Origin of the sequence: Cyanobium sp. Lug-B, assembly GCF_024345635.1 — a bacterium.
Taxonomy (GTDB): domain Bacteria; phylum Cyanobacteriota; class Cyanobacteriia; order PCC-6307; family Cyanobiaceae; genus Cyanobium; species Cyanobium minutissimum.
This window is the reverse complement of record NZ_JAGQBM010000006.1, coordinates 72,036-85,883: the sequence shown is the minus strand read 5'-3', so window position 1 is coordinate 85,883 and position 13,848 is coordinate 72,036. Positions and strand designations below refer to the sequence as shown.

Below are 13,848 nucleotides of genomic sequence, written 5' to 3'. Positions count from 1 at the left end.
CGTACCCCCCCCCCCCTTCGGCCCCCGCCTCGCCCCGCCAGGGGCGCTCGCGGGGCTCCGGCGGGGGTGCCCAGCCCGCCGGTGCCGCCGGCGCCGCTCCCGCCTCCAGATGGCCGTGGCGATCGATCCGCTCCGGCGCCGCCACGGCCGCAAGCTGCCGCTCGCGCCAGCGGGGGTGGTGCCAGGGGGTGTCCCACAGCGGCACCACGGCCGCCGGGGCCAGCGGATCGCTGATCAGGGCCTCCTGCAGCCGGTGCACCGGCAGGCCGGCGGGATCGATCCCGTCACGCACACACAGGGCGGCGGCCATCCCGGCGGCCTGGCCGATGTTGAGCACCAGGGGCTGCAGCCGCGTGGCCCCGTTCGCCATGTGGCTGACGCCGAAGCCCTTGTCGGCCGCCAGCAGGTTGGTCACCCCCTCACTGACAAGGGCGCCGTAGGGGATGGTGAACGGGGTGCCGCTCCAGCGGCCCCCCCAGCGGCAGCTCTTGGGGGCCAGGGGCCAGTCGCCGCCGGGGTAGTGGTGGTCGTTGGCGTAGTTGCCCACGGCGATGCTGCTCAGGGACCCATCGTCGGCCCGGCTGAGGGGGGCGATGCAGGCGCCCTCCCCCCGGGGCAGCAGGTGCTGCTCCAGCACCAGCTCCCGGGCCACCAGCCGGCGGCCCTCACGCCAGTAAGGCATCAACGCCAGCGATCCGGCGCCGCTGAGCCGGCCGGTGCTGGCCTCGTCGGGGGTGGGGAACACCGCCGCCGGCCCCAGCCAGCCGCCGCTGGCCTGGCGCAGGGCGGCCGCAAAGGTCTCGCTGTGGTCGCGCATGGCCGCCAGCAGCTCGCGCTCGGCCGCCTCGGCGGCGTCGCCGCCGCCGACCCGCTCGGGGAAGGCCCGCTCCAGGCCCTGGTGCCAGTCGTTGCCGTGCAGGGGCCAGTTCAGCATCACCAGGCCCCCGGGCAGACGCCCGTAGGTGAGGGTCCGCTCCAGGCCGAAGGCGTCGGTGGCCGCCGCGAAAGGCTCCGGCAGGGGAGGGGGGCTGCGGCGCCAGGCCTCGGCCTCGGGGGCCGCCGTCCCCCCACGCTCGTCCAGCTGGCCCAGGCACACCCAGGTGGGTGACTGCACCGGCTGCCGTTGGAAGAAGGGGTCGTTCCCGAGGCGCTCGGCCGTGGGGGCGCTGGGTTCCTGCCACTGCTCCCTCGCCTCCCAGCCGAAGCGGAAGGGGGCCCAGGCCAGGGGGTAGAGCTCGCCCCGGTCGCTGCCGTCGATCACCACCGTCGGCAGCAGGCGCCGCTGGACGCCCCTGTACTCCACCGTCACGGCGCTGATGCGATCGCCGTCGCGCTCCACCGCCTCCAGCCGCACGCCGGACCACCAGTCCAGCCGTTCCTCGGCGGCCACCCAGCGGCGCAGGATCCGCTCGGCGCTGGCGGGGCGGTAGCCGAAGCAGCTCACCCAGTTCTGATCCAGACCCTCCGGCTCGATCCACTGGAGAGCCCGCAGCAGGGCCCCCCACAGGCCGCTCTGCCAGGGGCTCAGCTCGTTGCCGTCCGGGGCGCACACCCCGGCCGCACTCACCATGCCGCCCAGCCAGGGCCCGGGGGTGAGCAGCAGGGTGTCGGCGCCGGAGCGGGCGGCCTGCAGGGCGGCGGCCACACCACCACTGCCGCCGCCCCACACGAGCACGTCCGCCCTGCGATCAAAGCCCGTGCGCATCGGGGGGAAGGGGCCGGGGTCAGGGGGCCAGCATCCCATCCCGGGGCCATGGGTAGGATCCGGGCCCCGGGCCTGGGCCCACGGGCGTCAAGGGGGTGCGTCACGGGACCCCCTCCTGCCGCCGGCGGACCCGGCCGACGTCGCCTGCCGATGACCTATACCCTCACCACCCCCCTCTATTACGTCAACGACCGTGCCCACCTGGGCAGCACCTACACCACCCTTGCCTGCGACACCATCGCCCGCTTCCGGCGGCTGCAGGGCGAGCGGGTCACCTTCATCACCGGCTGCGACGAACACGGGCTGAAGATCCAGCGCTCGGCCGAGGCGGCCGGCCTCACCCCCCAGGCCCACTGCGACGCCATCAGCGGCGAGTACCGCGACCTGTGGCGCCGCTGGGGCATCAGCAACGACCGCTTCATCCGCACCACCGATCCCCGCCACCGGGCGATCGTGGAGCAGTTCTTCGCCCGGGTCGAGGCCAACGGCGATGTGGTGGAGGGGCGCCAGCAGGGCTGGTATTGCGTGGCCTGCGAGGAGTTCAAGGAGGAAGCGCCTTCGGCGCAGGAGCCCCACTGCCCCATCCACCTGCGCCCCCTGGAATGGCGCGACGAACTCAACCTCTTCTTCCGCCTCTCCCGCTACCAGGAACCGATCGAGCGGCTGGTGGCCAGCGACGGCTTCATCGCGCCGCGCTCCCGGCGCCGGGAGGTGGAGAACTTCGTGGCCGGCGGCCTGCGGGACTTCTCCATCTCCCGCCTCGACCTGCCCTGGGGCATCCCCGTGCCCGGCTACGAGGGCCACACCTTCTATGTGTGGTTCGACGCCCTGCTGGGGTATCTCTCGGCCCTGCTGGAACCGGACGACGCCAACGATCTCGCCCTGCTGGCCGAGCGCGGCTGGCCCGCCCAGCTGCACGTGATCGGCAAGGACATCCTGCGTTTCCATGCCGTCTACTGGCCGGCCATGCTGCTCTCGGCCGGGCTGCCCCTGCCGGAGAAGGTCTTCGGCCACGGCTTCCTCACCCGGGAGGGCCAGAAGATGGGCAAGTCCCTGGGCAATGTGCTCGATCCCAATGGGCTGCTGGAGCGCTGCGGTGCCGATGCGGTGCGCTGGTACCTGCTGCGGGACATTCCCTTCGGCGATGACGGCGATTTCCAGCAGCAGCGCTTCAGCGATCTGGTCAACAACGACCTGGCCAACACGATCGGCAACCTGCTCAACCGCACCTCGTCGATGGCGCGCCGCTGGTTCGACGGGGCCGTGCCGCCGGCCGGGGCCGCCGCCGCCGCCGACCATCCCCTCGCCCTGCGCTGCCTGGCCTGCGCCGAGACCGTCGACGGTGCCCTTGAGGCGCTGGATTTCCGCACCGCGGCCGCCGCGATCCTGGAGCTGGCGGAAGCCGCCAACGGCTTCCTCAACGACCGTGCCCCCTGGAAAGCGATCAAGGCGGAGGAGGGGCGCTCCGGCGTGGCCGAGGACCTCTATGCCGTGCTGGAGACGAGTCGCTGGGTGGCCGTGCTGCTGGCCCCCCTGCTGCCGGATCTCTCGGCGCGGATGCTCGACCAGCTGGCCCAGCCGGCCCTGCTGGCCGACAGCGGCTGGACGGCGGCCCGACACTGGGGGAAGCTGGCCAGTGACCTGGCCCTGCCCGAACCGACCCCGGTGATGCATCGACTGGAACTGGATTCCCCCCTTTGACGCTTCCTCTCCCTGCGCGACGCTGGCGCCTGTCGGCCCTGCTGGTGCTGCTGCTCACGGGCTGCGGCCGCGGCGATGTCGCCCGCGAGACGGCGCCCACCCCCTTCGTGTTCCGTTCCCTGGATCTGCGCCAGCAGGACGTGTTCGGCCGGCCCAACTGGGAACTGACCAGCCCCGAGGCCCGCTACGACCTGCGCCGCCGTGTCGCCCGGGCCCTGCAGCCCCGCGGTGTGATCTACAGCGACGGAAAGCCGGCCTATCGGGTGGAGGCCTCCACCGGAACGGTGATCAACGACGGCGCCGTGATCCTGCTGGAGGGGCGGATCCGGCTGCAGCGGCTCGGCAAGGAGCCGGTGATGATCCAGGGCTCCCGGGTGCGCTGGCTCCCCTCCCGCAACCTGATGGAAATCGACCGCCATCCGGAAGGCTTCGACCCCCACACCCGACTCTCCGCAGAGCGGGCCACCTTCCGCCTGGATAAGGACACCCTGGAGCTGCAGGGCAAGCCCCAGCTGCAGCGCTGGGCCCAGGCCTTCGATCCCTTCCGGGCCAACCCCGTCGGTGCCCCCCAGATCCTGCTGACCGTGTCCTCGGTGCTCTGGCAACCCGGCAGCGGTGCCCTCACCGCCCGCGGGCCGGTGCTGGGGGAACGGCGGCCGCCGGGCTCGGCCGCCACCCGCCCGCTCCAGACCCTTACGGCCACCTCCCTGATCGGCAACACCCGGACCCAGCTGTTCAACCTGGGGCCGCCCGTGCTGTTCAGCGACCCGGCGGTGGCCGGCGGCGCCAGCGCCCGGGGCAAGGCCCTGCAGGTGGATGCCGGCCAGCATCTGGTGCGCATCCCCTCGGGCTGCTTCCTCCAGCAGGACGGCGCCAGCCTCGAGGCCCGCAGCTGCTCCTGGAACTGGGAGACCCAGGCAGTCACCGCCGATGGCTCGGTGCTGCTGCAACGGCCGGCCAGCCGCCAGCTCACCCGCGGCAGTGTGCTGCGGGGCCGGCTGGGGGACAAGGGGGCCGTGGTGGTCACCAACCCCGGTGGCCGGGTGTTCAGCCAGTTCCAGGTGCCGCCGTCGACGACACCTCCGCGGCCGGTGGCGCCGCGCCCGAAACCCGAGCCAATTCGCCTGTGAGCCTGCGGGCCCAGCCCTCGACCCACGCCAGATCGCTGCGGCTGAAGCAGCGAGGCGACCAGCCGCCCAGGACCAGCACCCCCTCCTGACCCAGCGGCTGAACCAGCACCGCCGGCAGGCCCGCGGGCAGGCTGCCGAATTCGTCCCGGCCGGGGTAGAGCTTCAGATCCACCAGGGAGATGGCCTTGCCACTGGCCATGCTGCGGGCACAGATCGCTCCGGGCCGGAAGTCGCCGCGGCCCAGCACACCCCGCTCCAGCAGGATCTGGCCGCGCCAGTGGAGCAGCACCACCGCCGCCGGGGTGGCCGTCAGCAGCATGGTGCTGCCCCAGCCCAGCTCCTCGGCCAGGGACCCCTCCAGATCCGGCGTCAGCCGCAGCCCCTCCGGGCCCTCCAGCGGCACCCGCTCCGGTGCCACCGGCTCCACCCGCTGCCACAGCAGGGCCACCAGCAGCAGCAGCACGGCCAGGATGCTGGCCAGCACCGAGGCCCGCTCCAGCGGAGGCTCCAGGCTGGGGGCGGTCATCTGGTTGAGCACGGCCAGGGCCAGGCCCGTGGCGCCGCAGGCCAGGACGACACGGGCCGGGGCGGACATCGTCATCGTGGTGTCCGGCAGCGAAGCTGCTTTCAGGATGCCGGAACGGGGTCGCAACGGCAGACTGGTGGCGTCTCGCACGATGGCCTTGGCTTCAGTGATGCCTCCGGTGGCGGCAGCGCCCCCCGGCCCCACCGGCCGGTCCGGGCTGCTCCGGTCCCTGCTCTCCCTGGTGCTGGCCCTCGGCCTGGTGCTGGCGGCGCCGGTCGCCGCCGCCTGGGCCCTCTCGGCCTCTGACCTGCCCGCCCGACCCCCGGCCGAGCATGTGCTCGACGGCGCCGACGTGCTCAGCCGGGCGGGCAAGGCCGAGATCGAGCGCCAGCTGCAGGCCTTCAGTGCCGAACGGGTCGACGCCCGCCTGGTCACCCTCACCCGGCTCGACTACGGCCTCGACCTCTCCACCCTGGCCGCCCAGCTGGTGGAGCGCTGGTCGGCCGATCCCCCCGCCGGCAGCAGCCCCGATCCCCTGCTGCTGCTGCTGATCGACACCCAGACCCGCTCCACGGCGATCGTCGCCCAGGCCCCCCTCGACCGCCAGCTCCCCGACGAGCTGCTGGAGAGCACCGCCGCCACCACCATGGCCCATCCGCTGCGCAGCGGTGACCGTTACCGCCAGGCCGCCGTCGACGCCCTCCAGCGCCTCGCCACCGTCCTGCAGGGTGGCGAGGATCCCGGGGACCCCGTCGTCGAGGAGGCCGCCGCGGTCGTCAGCAACATCCCCACCCGGGAGGAGACCTCCAGCAGCAATGCCTTCACCTGGGTGATCGTGCTGCTGGTGGTGGGCACCGTGGTGCCGATGCTCACCTGGTGGGTCTTCTCCCGCTGATTCCCCCGCGACCCGCCTCCCCATGGGACTGACGAACTGGATGGGTACCTTCGGGCGGGCCCGCTCCCTCGACCTGAGCTCCGATCTCGAGCGCGGCTACGAAGCCGCCCTGCTGATCCAGAGCATCGAGATGGAGCACTACAACGACCGTCCGGTGCGTCCCGAACTGGAGCTGAGCATCCCGCGGGCGATGCAGGCCCAGGTGCTGCGCCGCTTCCGGGCGGCCCTGCAGGTCTGCCGCCAGTCCAGGGACGTGCTGGCCCCCTACCGCCAGGAGCTCTCCGGCCAGGAACTGCGCCAGTACCAGCTGATCGACACCGTCACCGCCCGCTATGCGGTGGCCCGGGAGGAGCTTCCTGCCCTGAGCCGCACCCCGGAGATGCTGCCTCGGAGCCTGGTGAGTGTGGTCGACCAGGTGCGGCGCCAGCTGGACCCGGAGGCGGAGGCCAGCGTGGTGGCGGGCTTCCGCCGCCGCCGCGATTCCACCCTGGTGTCGCTGCGGATCCTGCTGCTGCTGGTGCTGGTGCCGGTGCTGGTGCAGCAGGTGAGCCGCACCTACGTGGTCTCGCCCCTGGTGGATCGCTTCGCCCCCGACAACACCTTCCTCACCTACCCGAAACCCCACCTGGAGGAGCGGGCCGTGGAGAAGCTGCGCGTGTACCAGGCGGAGATCGAATTCGATGCCCTGCTGTCCGGCAAGGCCCTGCCCAGCCGCGAGGAGCTGCAGTCGGAGCTGGCCAAGCGGGCTCAGGAGCTCAAGGAGGAGGCCGACCAGGAGAGCACCCACGCCATCAAGAACGTCCTGGCCGACGTCTGCGGCTTCATCGGCTTCGTGGTGGTGGCGATCCTCGGACGGCGCGACATCCAGGTGCTGCGCGGCTTCATCGACGAAATGGTGTACGGCCTGAGCGACAGCGCCAAGGCCTTCGCCATCATCCTGTTCACGGACATCTTCGTGGGCTTCCACAGTCCGGAGGGCTGGACGGTGCTGCTCGACGGTGTCGCCCACCATCTGGGACTGCCGGCCCAGGAGAACTTCGTCATGCTCTTCATCGCAACCTTCCCGGTGGTGCTGGCCACGATCTTCAAGTACTGGATCTTCCGTTACCTCAACCGCGTCTCGCCGTCCTCGGTGGCCACCCTGCGCAACATGAACGGTGGCGGCTGAGGTGGCGGCTGAGCCCCCCGCCGGGGTCCAGCGCCATCCCCGCCTGACGCTGGTCAGCGGACCCTCGAGGGGCGGCAAGAGCCGCTGGGCCGAGCATCTGGCGGGCGCCAGCGGTCTGGCGGTCATCTACCTGGCCACCGGGCCCTCCCTGCCCGACGACGCGGCCTGGCAGGAGCGGCTGCGGCGGCACCGCCTGCGGCGCCCGCCCGCCTGGGGCTGCCGGGAAGTGGGCGGTGCCCTGGCCGCCGCGGTGGCCCAGCTGCAGCCGGGCCAGCTGGGGCTGGTGGATTCACTCGGGACCTGGGTGGCCGCCCACCTGGATCTGGAGCCGCCGGACTGGGGGTTCCGCTGCGACGAGCTGCTCAGTGGCCTCGGCAGCTGCCGGGCGCCGCTGGTGGTGGTCTGTGAGGAGACGGGCTGGGGTGTGGTGCCGGCCACGGCGGCCGGATGCCGCTTCCGGGACCGGCTCGGGACGATCCAGCAGACCCTCATGGCCCGCAGCGAAGCGGCCTGGCTTGTCCTGCAGGGGCGTGCCATCGACCTGCTGGCCCTGAGCCAGCCCGTGCCCCCCGGCTTCTGATCGCGCCCCGGATGCCTCGCGTCGTCCTCTACCAGCCCCAGATCCCGCCGAACACCGGCAACGTGGCGCGCACCTGCGCCGCCACCGGCTGCGAGCTGCATCTGATCGAACCGCTGGGCTTCACGATCAGCGACCGGCACCTGCGCCGGGCCGGCCTGGATTACTGGCCCTGGGTGTCGCTGCACCGCCACGGGGACCTGGAGCGCTTCCAGGCGGAGCGGCGGGGCCGGGGCGGCCGCCTGGTGGCCCTCAGCAGCCAGGCGGAGACGGCCTACACCGACTTCCGCTTCCGTCCCGACGACTGGCTGCTGTTCGGCCGGGAGACGGACGGATTACCGAACGCCCTGCAGGCGTCCGCCGAGGCGCGCCTCACCATCCCCATGGCCTGCCGGGCGCGGGAGGGCCGGGGGGGTGTCCGCAGCCTGAATCTCTCGGTGTCCGTTGGCATCGTGCTGTTCGAGGCCCTGCGCCAGATCGGGCCCGCCGCAGGCAGCGACTCCTGAGACCGATGCGGGACGGTCTCGATGTCCAGACCGCGTTGTGCCTGAGGAACCTTGCCCCCTGTGGTTCATGGCGCTACTCTCTGCCGGACCCGCAGATGTTGGCTTCTCTGCTGGGTTTTGTCCGCTGGATGTGAAATGCATGAAGCCTTTCCGCTTGATTCTTCCCTTTCTCCTCTCCACACCGGCCGTCGTGCCGCTCGTGGCCGTTCTCGCTGACGATTCCCCCAGCACGGTGTCCACCGAGACCCTGCTGGCCTCCCTGCCTTCCGCCACCGACCGGGTCTGGATCAAGGTCCGCCGTCCGGTGTCCATCGAGGAGCTCTCCACGGCCCTCGACCTCGATGAGACCCGACTGGCCCGGCTGAACGACGTCGATGAAGACCACCGCTTCGGCAACGGTGACTGGCTGGTGGTGCCTTCCCGCGGCAAGGAGCGCCTCGGCCGCATCGCCTCCCTCGACGCCACTGTCCAGCGCCAGAGCCCGCCGGTCTCCACCCCTCCGCCGGTGGAGCGGGACGGGGTCGTCCGCTTCGGGGACACGGTCCTCAAGCTCGCCCAGCGCTACGGCCTGAGCGTGGCCGAGCTGATCCGCCTCAATCCGGGCCTGGAAACCGCCCGGCTCGTGGTGGGCAGCCAGGTGCGCCTGGCCCAGTCGGCCCCGGGCCGTTCCCGCATGCTGCTGGGCCTGAAGCCGTCCGTCAGCGGCGGCATCAGCTGGCCCGACACCCCGGAGTTCGGTGACCCGCAGCCGCCCCTCAATGGCGGCACCACGGCCCCCTCCACCGCCTGGATCTGGCCCACCCGCGGGGTGTTCACCTCCGGTTTCGGCTGGCGCTGGGGCCGGATGCACAAGGGCATCGATGTGGCCAACAACGTCGGCACGCCGATCATGGCCGCCCGGGAGGGCCAGGTGGTGTTCGCCGGCTGGCATGACGGTGGTTATGGCTTCCTGGTGGAAATCGCCCATCCCGACGGCAGCCGCAGCCTCTATGCCCACAACAGCCGCCTGCTGGTCACCAGGGGGGAGACGGTGGCGCAGGGTCAGGTGATCAGCCAGATGGGCAGCACCGGCCGCAGCACCGGCCCCCACCTCCACTTCGAGATCCATCCCCCCGGCCGCGGCGCGGTCAACCCCCTGCAGATGCTGCCCCCCCGGGCCTGACCCGGCCGGGGGCCGCACCGGTCATCGTCTAAAGTCACAACGATTGGCTCGGTAGCTCAGCTGGTTAGAGCGTGGGATTCATAACCCCAAGGTCGGGAGTTCAAGTCTCCCCCGAGCCACTTTCCTGGGTCATTGTTGATTGGCTCCAGTGATCCAGAATTGAGGCGAATGGCCTGCTGATTGGAGGCGTCACTGCGCTGCAACGGCGCCGAAATAGTGCCGCTGCAGCCATCCCGTTGCGGGATCGTCGTTGCCGCTGCTTCAGCGCATTTCGATGGCGTTGAGCCGTTCACGGAAGCTGCGGGCGTTGGCCGCCTCCTGGCTTTCCACACTCTCGACCCGCACCGGAACGGGAGCGATGACGGGCAACGCGGGGGCCGCGACAACGACGGGCTGGGAGCTGGGGAGCGAACGGCGGCTGCGGCCGTAACCACCGGACTGGGAACGGTTCTGGAGCGCGCGGGTGAGGCTCTTGCTGCGGTTGGCGGCGCCCACGGTTTCCCCGTCCTTGGGGCGGATCAGGGGGTTGCCCTTGAGTTCGGAGCGCAGCTGATTGATGAGCCGGAAATGGCCGGTGGTGTTGTATTTGCGCAGAACGGTCGGATCCCAACCCATGGCAGAGGCATCGTTTCTTTGCCAGTCATCGTAGGGGCCTGGCTTCTTCAGGCCAGCATGGGTGTCATCCCCCCCCGAGACGGTGCCCACCATGTCCAGCAGCGGCAGGCTCGTGGGGCTCGAAGCCCCCGACTTTCGCGCCACCGCCGTGGTGGATCAGGAGTTCCGGGAGCTGTCGCTGCGCGACTATCGCGGCAGGGATGTGGTGCTGTTCTTCTATCCCCTCAATTTCACCTTCGTCTGTCCCACGGAGATCACGGCCTTCAGTGATCGCCACGGGGAGTTCGCCCGCCTCGATGCCGCCCTCCTGGCCGTGTCCGTCGACAGTCCCTACAGCCATCTGGCCTGGGTGCAGACCGACCGCCGGAGCGGCGGGCTGGGGGACGTGGCCTACCCCCTGGTGTCGGATCTCAACAAGGAGATCGCCCGGGCCTACCACGTGCTCGACGAGGACGCCGGCACGGCCCTGCGCGGGCTGTTCCTGATCGATCCCGACGGCGTCATCCGCCACAGCACCGTCAACGACGTGGCCGTGGGCCGCAGTGTGGACGAAACCCTGCGGGTGCTGCAGGCCTTCCAGCTGGTGCGGCAGCAGCCGGGCCAGGTGTGTCCGGCCGACTGGACGCCCGGGGCCCGCACCCTGGCCCCCGATCCCCGCGGCAGCCGCGACTTCTTCGCGGCCCTGGACTGAGCTTCAGCCCAGCAGCGAGGCGAGCAACCGGCGCCCATCGAGGCCGCCGGTGACCGGATCACAGGCGCGCTCCGGATGGGGCATCAGGCCGAGCACGTTGCCCGCCGGGTTGCTCAGGCCGGCCACATGCCCCCGCGAGCCGTTCGGATTGGCGACGTAGCGCAGCACCACACAGCCCTGATCCTCGAGGCGCTCCAGTTGCCCCGGCTCCACCTGATAGCGCCCTTCGCCGTGGGCGATCGGCAGGCTGATCCGTTCGCCGGCGCCATAGGCGCCGAGCCAGCGGCAGGCCCCGGGCTGCACCTCCAGTTCACTGCTCTGGCAGAGGAAGTGCAGATCCCGGTTGCGGGTCAGGGCACCGGGCAGCAGGCCCATCTCGGTGAGCACCTGGAAGCCGTTGCAGATGCCGAGCACCGGGCCGCCACCCTCGGCGAAGGAGCGCACCGCCTCCAGCACCGGGGCGAAACGGGCGATGGCGCCGCAGCGCAGGTAGTCGCCGTAGCTGAAGCCCCCCGGCAGCACGACGGCCTCCAGACCGGCCAGGTCACGCTCCTCATGCCAGAGGAAGCGCACGGGGATGCCCAGACAGCCCTCCAGGGCCCAGGCCACGTCCCGGTCGCAGTTGGAGCCGGGAAACACAACGATGCCGACGGTCATCGGTCTGGCCCCCTCAACCGGCTTCGGCCAGATCCAGCGACCAGTCCTCGATCACCGGATTGGCGAGCAGGCGGTCGCTGAGCAGTTCGAGCCGGGCCTGGGCGGTGGCCCGGTCCGGGGCTTCCAGATCCAGTTCGATCGCCTTGCCGATCCGCAACCGCTTGACGCCTTCCACCCCGAGCCGGGCGGCGGCGGCCCGGGTGGCCTCCCCGGCGGGGTCCAGCACGGAGGGGCGCAGGGAGACCTGGACGCGGGCGTTGAAGAGCGGCACCGGGGGCACGGACGTTTGTTAAATCTTGGCAGCACGCCCCACCGACCCCCTCGGCACAGCACCAGCCTGGGGTTGGTTCTCCGCACCGCCGGCCGTGGTGCCTTCCCTGCGAAGGGTTCTGCTGGATCCGTTCGGACCTCGCGTGCTGGCCTGGCTCATGGGTCTGGCCGTGGCCGCCACGGCCCTGCAGGCCCATTCCCTGCCGGGGCTGGTCACCCTGCAGTGCCGCCTGGCGGACGGTCCGTGGCAGGACTGCCAGATGCAGGTCGAGGAGCTCGGCCTCCACTGGTTCCTGCTGGTGGGGGGGCAGCGGATCGAGTTCCGCCACGACGGCCGGGGCCGGGTGACGATGCTCAAACCCTCCGGCAGCTGGCAGCCGGTGAACAGCCGCTGGGTGGAGAACACCGACCTCTGCTGGGATGGGGTCTGCGCCAGGGGCGATATCCCCCTCGACTGAGCCGGTCTGGGCGGCAGGCACCGCCCGGGTCGCCGCCCGGCCCTCAGAGGCGATCGAGGGCCTGACGCAAGGGGCCGACGGCGCCGGCGGTGGCCAGCACCACCAGCTCCAGCCCGTCGGGGCCTTCGCCCTCGACGGAGTCGGCGTCAGGGGAGGCCCCCGCCCGCTCCTCGTACCAGCAGTCAAGGCGGCGGCCGACCCCCTGGATCTGCAGCGGCAGGCGCTTGCCCCCTTGGCGCAGCCGTCCCTTGAGCCGCACGACGGGGTGATCGATCAGCAGCCGCTGCAGCTGGGTTTCGAGGGCGGCCCGCCCCCACTGGCCGGCACGGCGCACGACGATCGACTCCATCGCCACGTGGGCATGGTCGTGGTGGTCATGGTCGTCGTGGCCATGGTCATGGTGGTGGTCGTGGTCGCCGGCCAGATCACGGCCGGGACCATCCAGCACCAGGGAGGGATCGAGGCGGCCCCGGGCCATCGGCAGCACGTCGGTGCCGGGGCGCAGATTGGCGCGCAGCGTCGCCGTCACCCGGGCGAGGGCCTCCGGTTCCAGCCGGTCGGCCCGGCTCACCAGCACCAGGTCGGCGGCTCCGAGCTGGTCGGCGAACAGATCCTCGATGGCGCTGATGTGGTCGAGGCTGGGGTCGGCCCGGCGCTGGGCCTCCACCGCGTCGGCATCCCCCACCACATGGCCGGCGGCCATCGCCTCCCCGTCGACCACCGTGACCACCCCGTGCACCCGGGTGCGGCTGCGGATCTCCGGCCAGCCGAAGGCAGCCACCAGGGGCTCGGGCAGGGCCAGGCCGCTGGTTTCCACCACGATGCCGTCGAGCCGGTCGGCCCGCTCCAGCAGGCGCTGCATGGTGGGCAGGAACTCATCCTGCACCGTGCAGCAGAGGCAGCCGTTGGCCAGCTCGACGAGCCGATCGCCCAGCTCCTCCTCAGGGCAGAAGCCGCAGGAGGCGATCAGATCGCCGTCGATGCCCACCTCGCCGAACTCATTGACCAGCACGGCCAGCCGCAGGCCGCTCTCCAGCAGCAGGTGACGCAACAGGGTGGTCTTGCCGGCCCCCAGAAATCCGGTCACCACCGTGACCGGCAGCCGTCGGGTGCTGGAGGCGGTCATCGGGGAGGGGGCAACGGGGACCCGAAACCTAGGGGAGGCGCCGCCGGCGCGGGTCAGCGGCAGCCGAGGCTCTCGCGCGTGTCGACGCCGGTGAGGGGATGGCTGCCGCTCGCCCGGGCGCAGAGGGCCTTCTGCTCCGGCAGATCGAGCACGGCGTCACTGAAGTCGGCCCCGTCGATGCGGGCATCCCGGAAGCGGCTCTGCATCAGCATGGCGTTGCGGAACTGGGCGCCCCGCAGGTCGGCCCCGTCGAAGCGGGTGGCGAAGGCCACCACGTCCTCCAGGTCGGCGCCGCGCAGGTCGGCTTGGCGCAGGTCGGTGGAGTTGAACACGGCGCCCCGCAGGTCGGCGTCGCGCAGATCGAAGCCCTCCATCGAGGCCTTGAGGAACTCCTGCTGCTGCAGATTGCGGCCCCGCAGGTCGGGGTCGAGGTCCTGGAAGGAGCGCTGGGCGCGCAGCTCGGGGGCGGTGATCGCCTGGGCCGGAGCCACCGGCAGCACACTCCAGATGAACAGCAGGCCCAGCGCGGTACCCAGGACGGACCCCAGCAGGCCGCCCAGCGGGCCCCCGGGCCTGCGGCGGATCACGGGGAAGGTTGGGGAGCTGGGGACCATGCCACACCGGTACGCTGCCGGATCAAGCTATGGCAGACACACCCCGA

Annotated in this window: 16 protein-coding genes and 1 tRNA gene; 10 read left to right on the top strand and 7 right to left on the bottom strand. The window is 71.6% G+C overall.

Annotation, left to right across the window (positions count from 1 at the left end; all coding sequences use genetic code 11):
• On the bottom strand, nucleotides 1-1,705 hold a 1,705-nt coding region (locus tag KBY81_RS02860), incomplete at its 3' end, for an FAD-dependent oxidoreductase (protein ID WP_254975533.1).
• Nucleotides 1,706-1,855: 150 nt separating this feature from the next.
• Here KBY81_RS02860 and metG point away from each other — a divergent pair.
• On the top strand, nucleotides 1,856-3,406 hold the full coding sequence (metG, locus tag KBY81_RS02855) for a methionine--tRNA ligase (protein ID WP_106219984.1): 1,551 nt from the start codon (nucleotides 1,856-1,858) through the stop codon (nucleotides 3,404-3,406).
• Nucleotides 3,403-4,536, top strand: a complete 1,134-nt coding sequence (gene lptC / locus KBY81_RS02850; RefSeq protein ID WP_106219983.1) for an LPS export ABC transporter periplasmic protein LptC — start codon at nucleotides 3,403-3,405, stop codon at nucleotides 4,534-4,536. The genes metG and lptC overlap by 4 nt, the downstream gene beginning before the upstream one ends.
• Here lptC and KBY81_RS02845 read toward each other — a convergent pair.
• Entirely contained in the window at nucleotides 4,454-5,137 is a 684-nt protein-coding gene (locus KBY81_RS02845; RefSeq protein ID WP_106219982.1) for a cofactor assembly of complex C subunit B, read from the bottom strand. The two genes, lptC and KBY81_RS02845, sit on opposite strands and share 83 nt — an antisense overlap.
• A gap of 94 nt (nucleotides 5,138-5,231) precedes the next feature.
• Here KBY81_RS02845 and psb32 point away from each other — a divergent pair, with 94 nt between their 5' ends.
• The 6 genes from psb32 (at nucleotide 5,232) to KBY81_RS02815 (ending at nucleotide 9,489) form a co-directional block, all read left to right on the top strand.
• Nucleotides 5,232-5,957: a photosystem II repair protein Psb32 gene (gene psb32 / locus KBY81_RS02840; protein ID WP_254975535.1), complete on the top strand. Its 726-nt coding sequence runs from the start codon at nucleotides 5,232-5,234 to the stop codon at nucleotides 5,955-5,957.
• A gap of 22 nt (nucleotides 5,958-5,979) precedes the next feature.
• The gene (gene pxcA, locus KBY81_RS02835; RefSeq protein ID WP_106219980.1) at nucleotides 5,980-7,125 is read left to right on the top strand and encodes a proton extrusion protein PcxA; all 1,146 of its coding nucleotides are present in this window, start codon (nucleotides 5,980-5,982) and stop codon (nucleotides 7,123-7,125) included.
• Nucleotide 7,126: 1 nt separating this feature from the next.
• Entirely contained in the window at nucleotides 7,127-7,705 is a 579-nt protein-coding gene (locus KBY81_RS02830; RefSeq protein WP_254975532.1) for a bifunctional adenosylcobinamide kinase/adenosylcobinamide-phosphate guanylyltransferase, read from the top strand.
• 11 nt (nucleotides 7,706-7,716) lie between these two features.
• Nucleotides 7,717-8,208: a tRNA (cytidine(34)-2'-O)-methyltransferase gene (locus KBY81_RS02825; RefSeq protein ID WP_254975531.1), complete on the top strand. Its 492-nt coding sequence runs from the start codon at nucleotides 7,717-7,719 to the stop codon at nucleotides 8,206-8,208.
• Nucleotides 8,209-8,362: 154 nt separating this feature from the next.
• A complete protein-coding gene (locus KBY81_RS02820) occupies nucleotides 8,363-9,370 on the top strand; it encodes a M23 family metallopeptidase (protein ID WP_254975530.1) in 1,008 nt (335 codons plus the stop codon).
• A 45-nt stretch (nucleotides 9,371-9,415) separates the two neighbouring features.
• Nucleotides 9,416-9,489, top strand: a tRNA-Met gene (locus KBY81_RS02815).
• Between the two features lie 142 nt (nucleotides 9,490-9,631).
• Here the strand turns inward: KBY81_RS02815 and KBY81_RS02810 are convergent.
• Complete coding sequence (locus tag KBY81_RS02810; RefSeq protein ID WP_254975529.1) at nucleotides 9,632-9,985, bottom strand: hypothetical protein; 354 nt, start codon at nucleotides 9,983-9,985, stop codon at nucleotides 9,632-9,634.
• Nucleotides 9,986-10,076: 91 nt separating this feature from the next.
• Between KBY81_RS02810 and KBY81_RS02805 the strand changes: the two genes are divergently transcribed.
• Nucleotides 10,077-10,676, top strand: a complete 600-nt coding sequence (locus tag KBY81_RS02805; protein WP_254975528.1) for a peroxiredoxin — start codon at nucleotides 10,077-10,079, stop codon at nucleotides 10,674-10,676.
• 3 nt (nucleotides 10,677-10,679) lie between these two features.
• Here KBY81_RS02805 and purQ read toward each other — a convergent pair whose 3' ends face one another.
• Nucleotides 10,680-11,333, bottom strand: coding sequence for a phosphoribosylformylglycinamidine synthase subunit PurQ (gene purQ, locus KBY81_RS02800; RefSeq protein ID WP_254975527.1), 654 nt, complete (start codon nucleotides 11,331-11,333; stop codon nucleotides 10,680-10,682).
• Nucleotides 11,334-11,346: 13 nt separating this feature from the next.
• Nucleotides 11,347-11,604 (bottom strand): phosphoribosylformylglycinamidine synthase subunit PurS, encoded by a 258-nt coding sequence (gene purS, locus KBY81_RS02795; protein WP_094584545.1) that lies wholly within the window; start codon nucleotides 11,602-11,604, stop codon nucleotides 11,347-11,349.
• 142 nt (nucleotides 11,605-11,746) lie between these two features.
• Between purS and KBY81_RS02790 the strand changes: the two genes are divergently transcribed.
• Entirely contained in the window at nucleotides 11,747-12,061 is a 315-nt protein-coding gene (locus KBY81_RS02790) for a hypothetical protein (RefSeq protein WP_106219974.1), read from the top strand.
• A 43-nt stretch (nucleotides 12,062-12,104) separates the two neighbouring features.
• Here the strand turns inward: KBY81_RS02790 and cobW are convergent, their stop codons facing one another.
• Nucleotides 12,105-13,187: a cobalamin biosynthesis protein CobW gene (cobW, locus tag KBY81_RS02785; RefSeq protein ID WP_254975526.1), complete on the bottom strand. Its 1,083-nt coding sequence runs from the start codon at nucleotides 13,185-13,187 to the stop codon at nucleotides 12,105-12,107.
• A gap of 53 nt (nucleotides 13,188-13,240) precedes the next feature.
• Nucleotides 13,241-13,801, bottom strand: a complete 561-nt coding sequence (locus KBY81_RS02780; RefSeq protein WP_254975525.1) for a pentapeptide repeat-containing protein — start codon at nucleotides 13,799-13,801, stop codon at nucleotides 13,241-13,243.
• Between the last annotated feature and the right edge of the window lie 47 nt (nucleotides 13,802-13,848).

Coding starts and splice junctions, on each gene's coding strand:
- cobW (WP_254975526.1), bottom strand. CDS start 13,187: ATGACCGCCTCCAGCACCCGACGGCTGCCGGTCACGGTGGTGACCGGA.
- KBY81_RS02825 (WP_254975531.1), top strand. CDS start 7,717: ATGCCTCGCGTCGTCCTCTACCAGCCCCAGATCCCGCCGAACACCGGC.
- KBY81_RS02810 (WP_254975529.1), bottom strand. CDS start 9,985: ATGGGTTGGGATCCGACCGTTCTGCGCAAATACAACACCACCGGCCAT.
- purQ (WP_254975527.1), bottom strand. CDS start 11,333: ATGACCGTCGGCATCGTTGTGTTTCCCGGCTCCAACTGCGACCGGGAC.
- KBY81_RS02845 (WP_106219982.1), bottom strand. CDS start 5,137: ATGACGATGTCCGCCCCGGCCCGTGTCGTCCTGGCCTGCGGCGCCACG.
- pxcA (WP_106219980.1), top strand. CDS start 5,980: ATGGGACTGACGAACTGGATGGGTACCTTCGGGCGGGCCCGCTCCCTC.
- KBY81_RS02780 (WP_254975525.1), bottom strand. CDS start 13,801: ATGGTCCCCAGCTCCCCAACCTTCCCCGTGATCCGCCGCAGGCCCGGG.
- psb32 (WP_254975535.1), top strand. CDS start 5,232: ATGCCTCCGGTGGCGGCAGCGCCCCCCGGCCCCACCGGCCGGTCCGGG.
- metG (WP_106219984.1), top strand. CDS start 1,856: ATGACCTATACCCTCACCACCCCCCTCTATTACGTCAACGACCGTGCC.
- KBY81_RS02805 (WP_254975528.1), top strand. CDS start 10,077: ATGTCCAGCAGCGGCAGGCTCGTGGGGCTCGAAGCCCCCGACTTTCGC.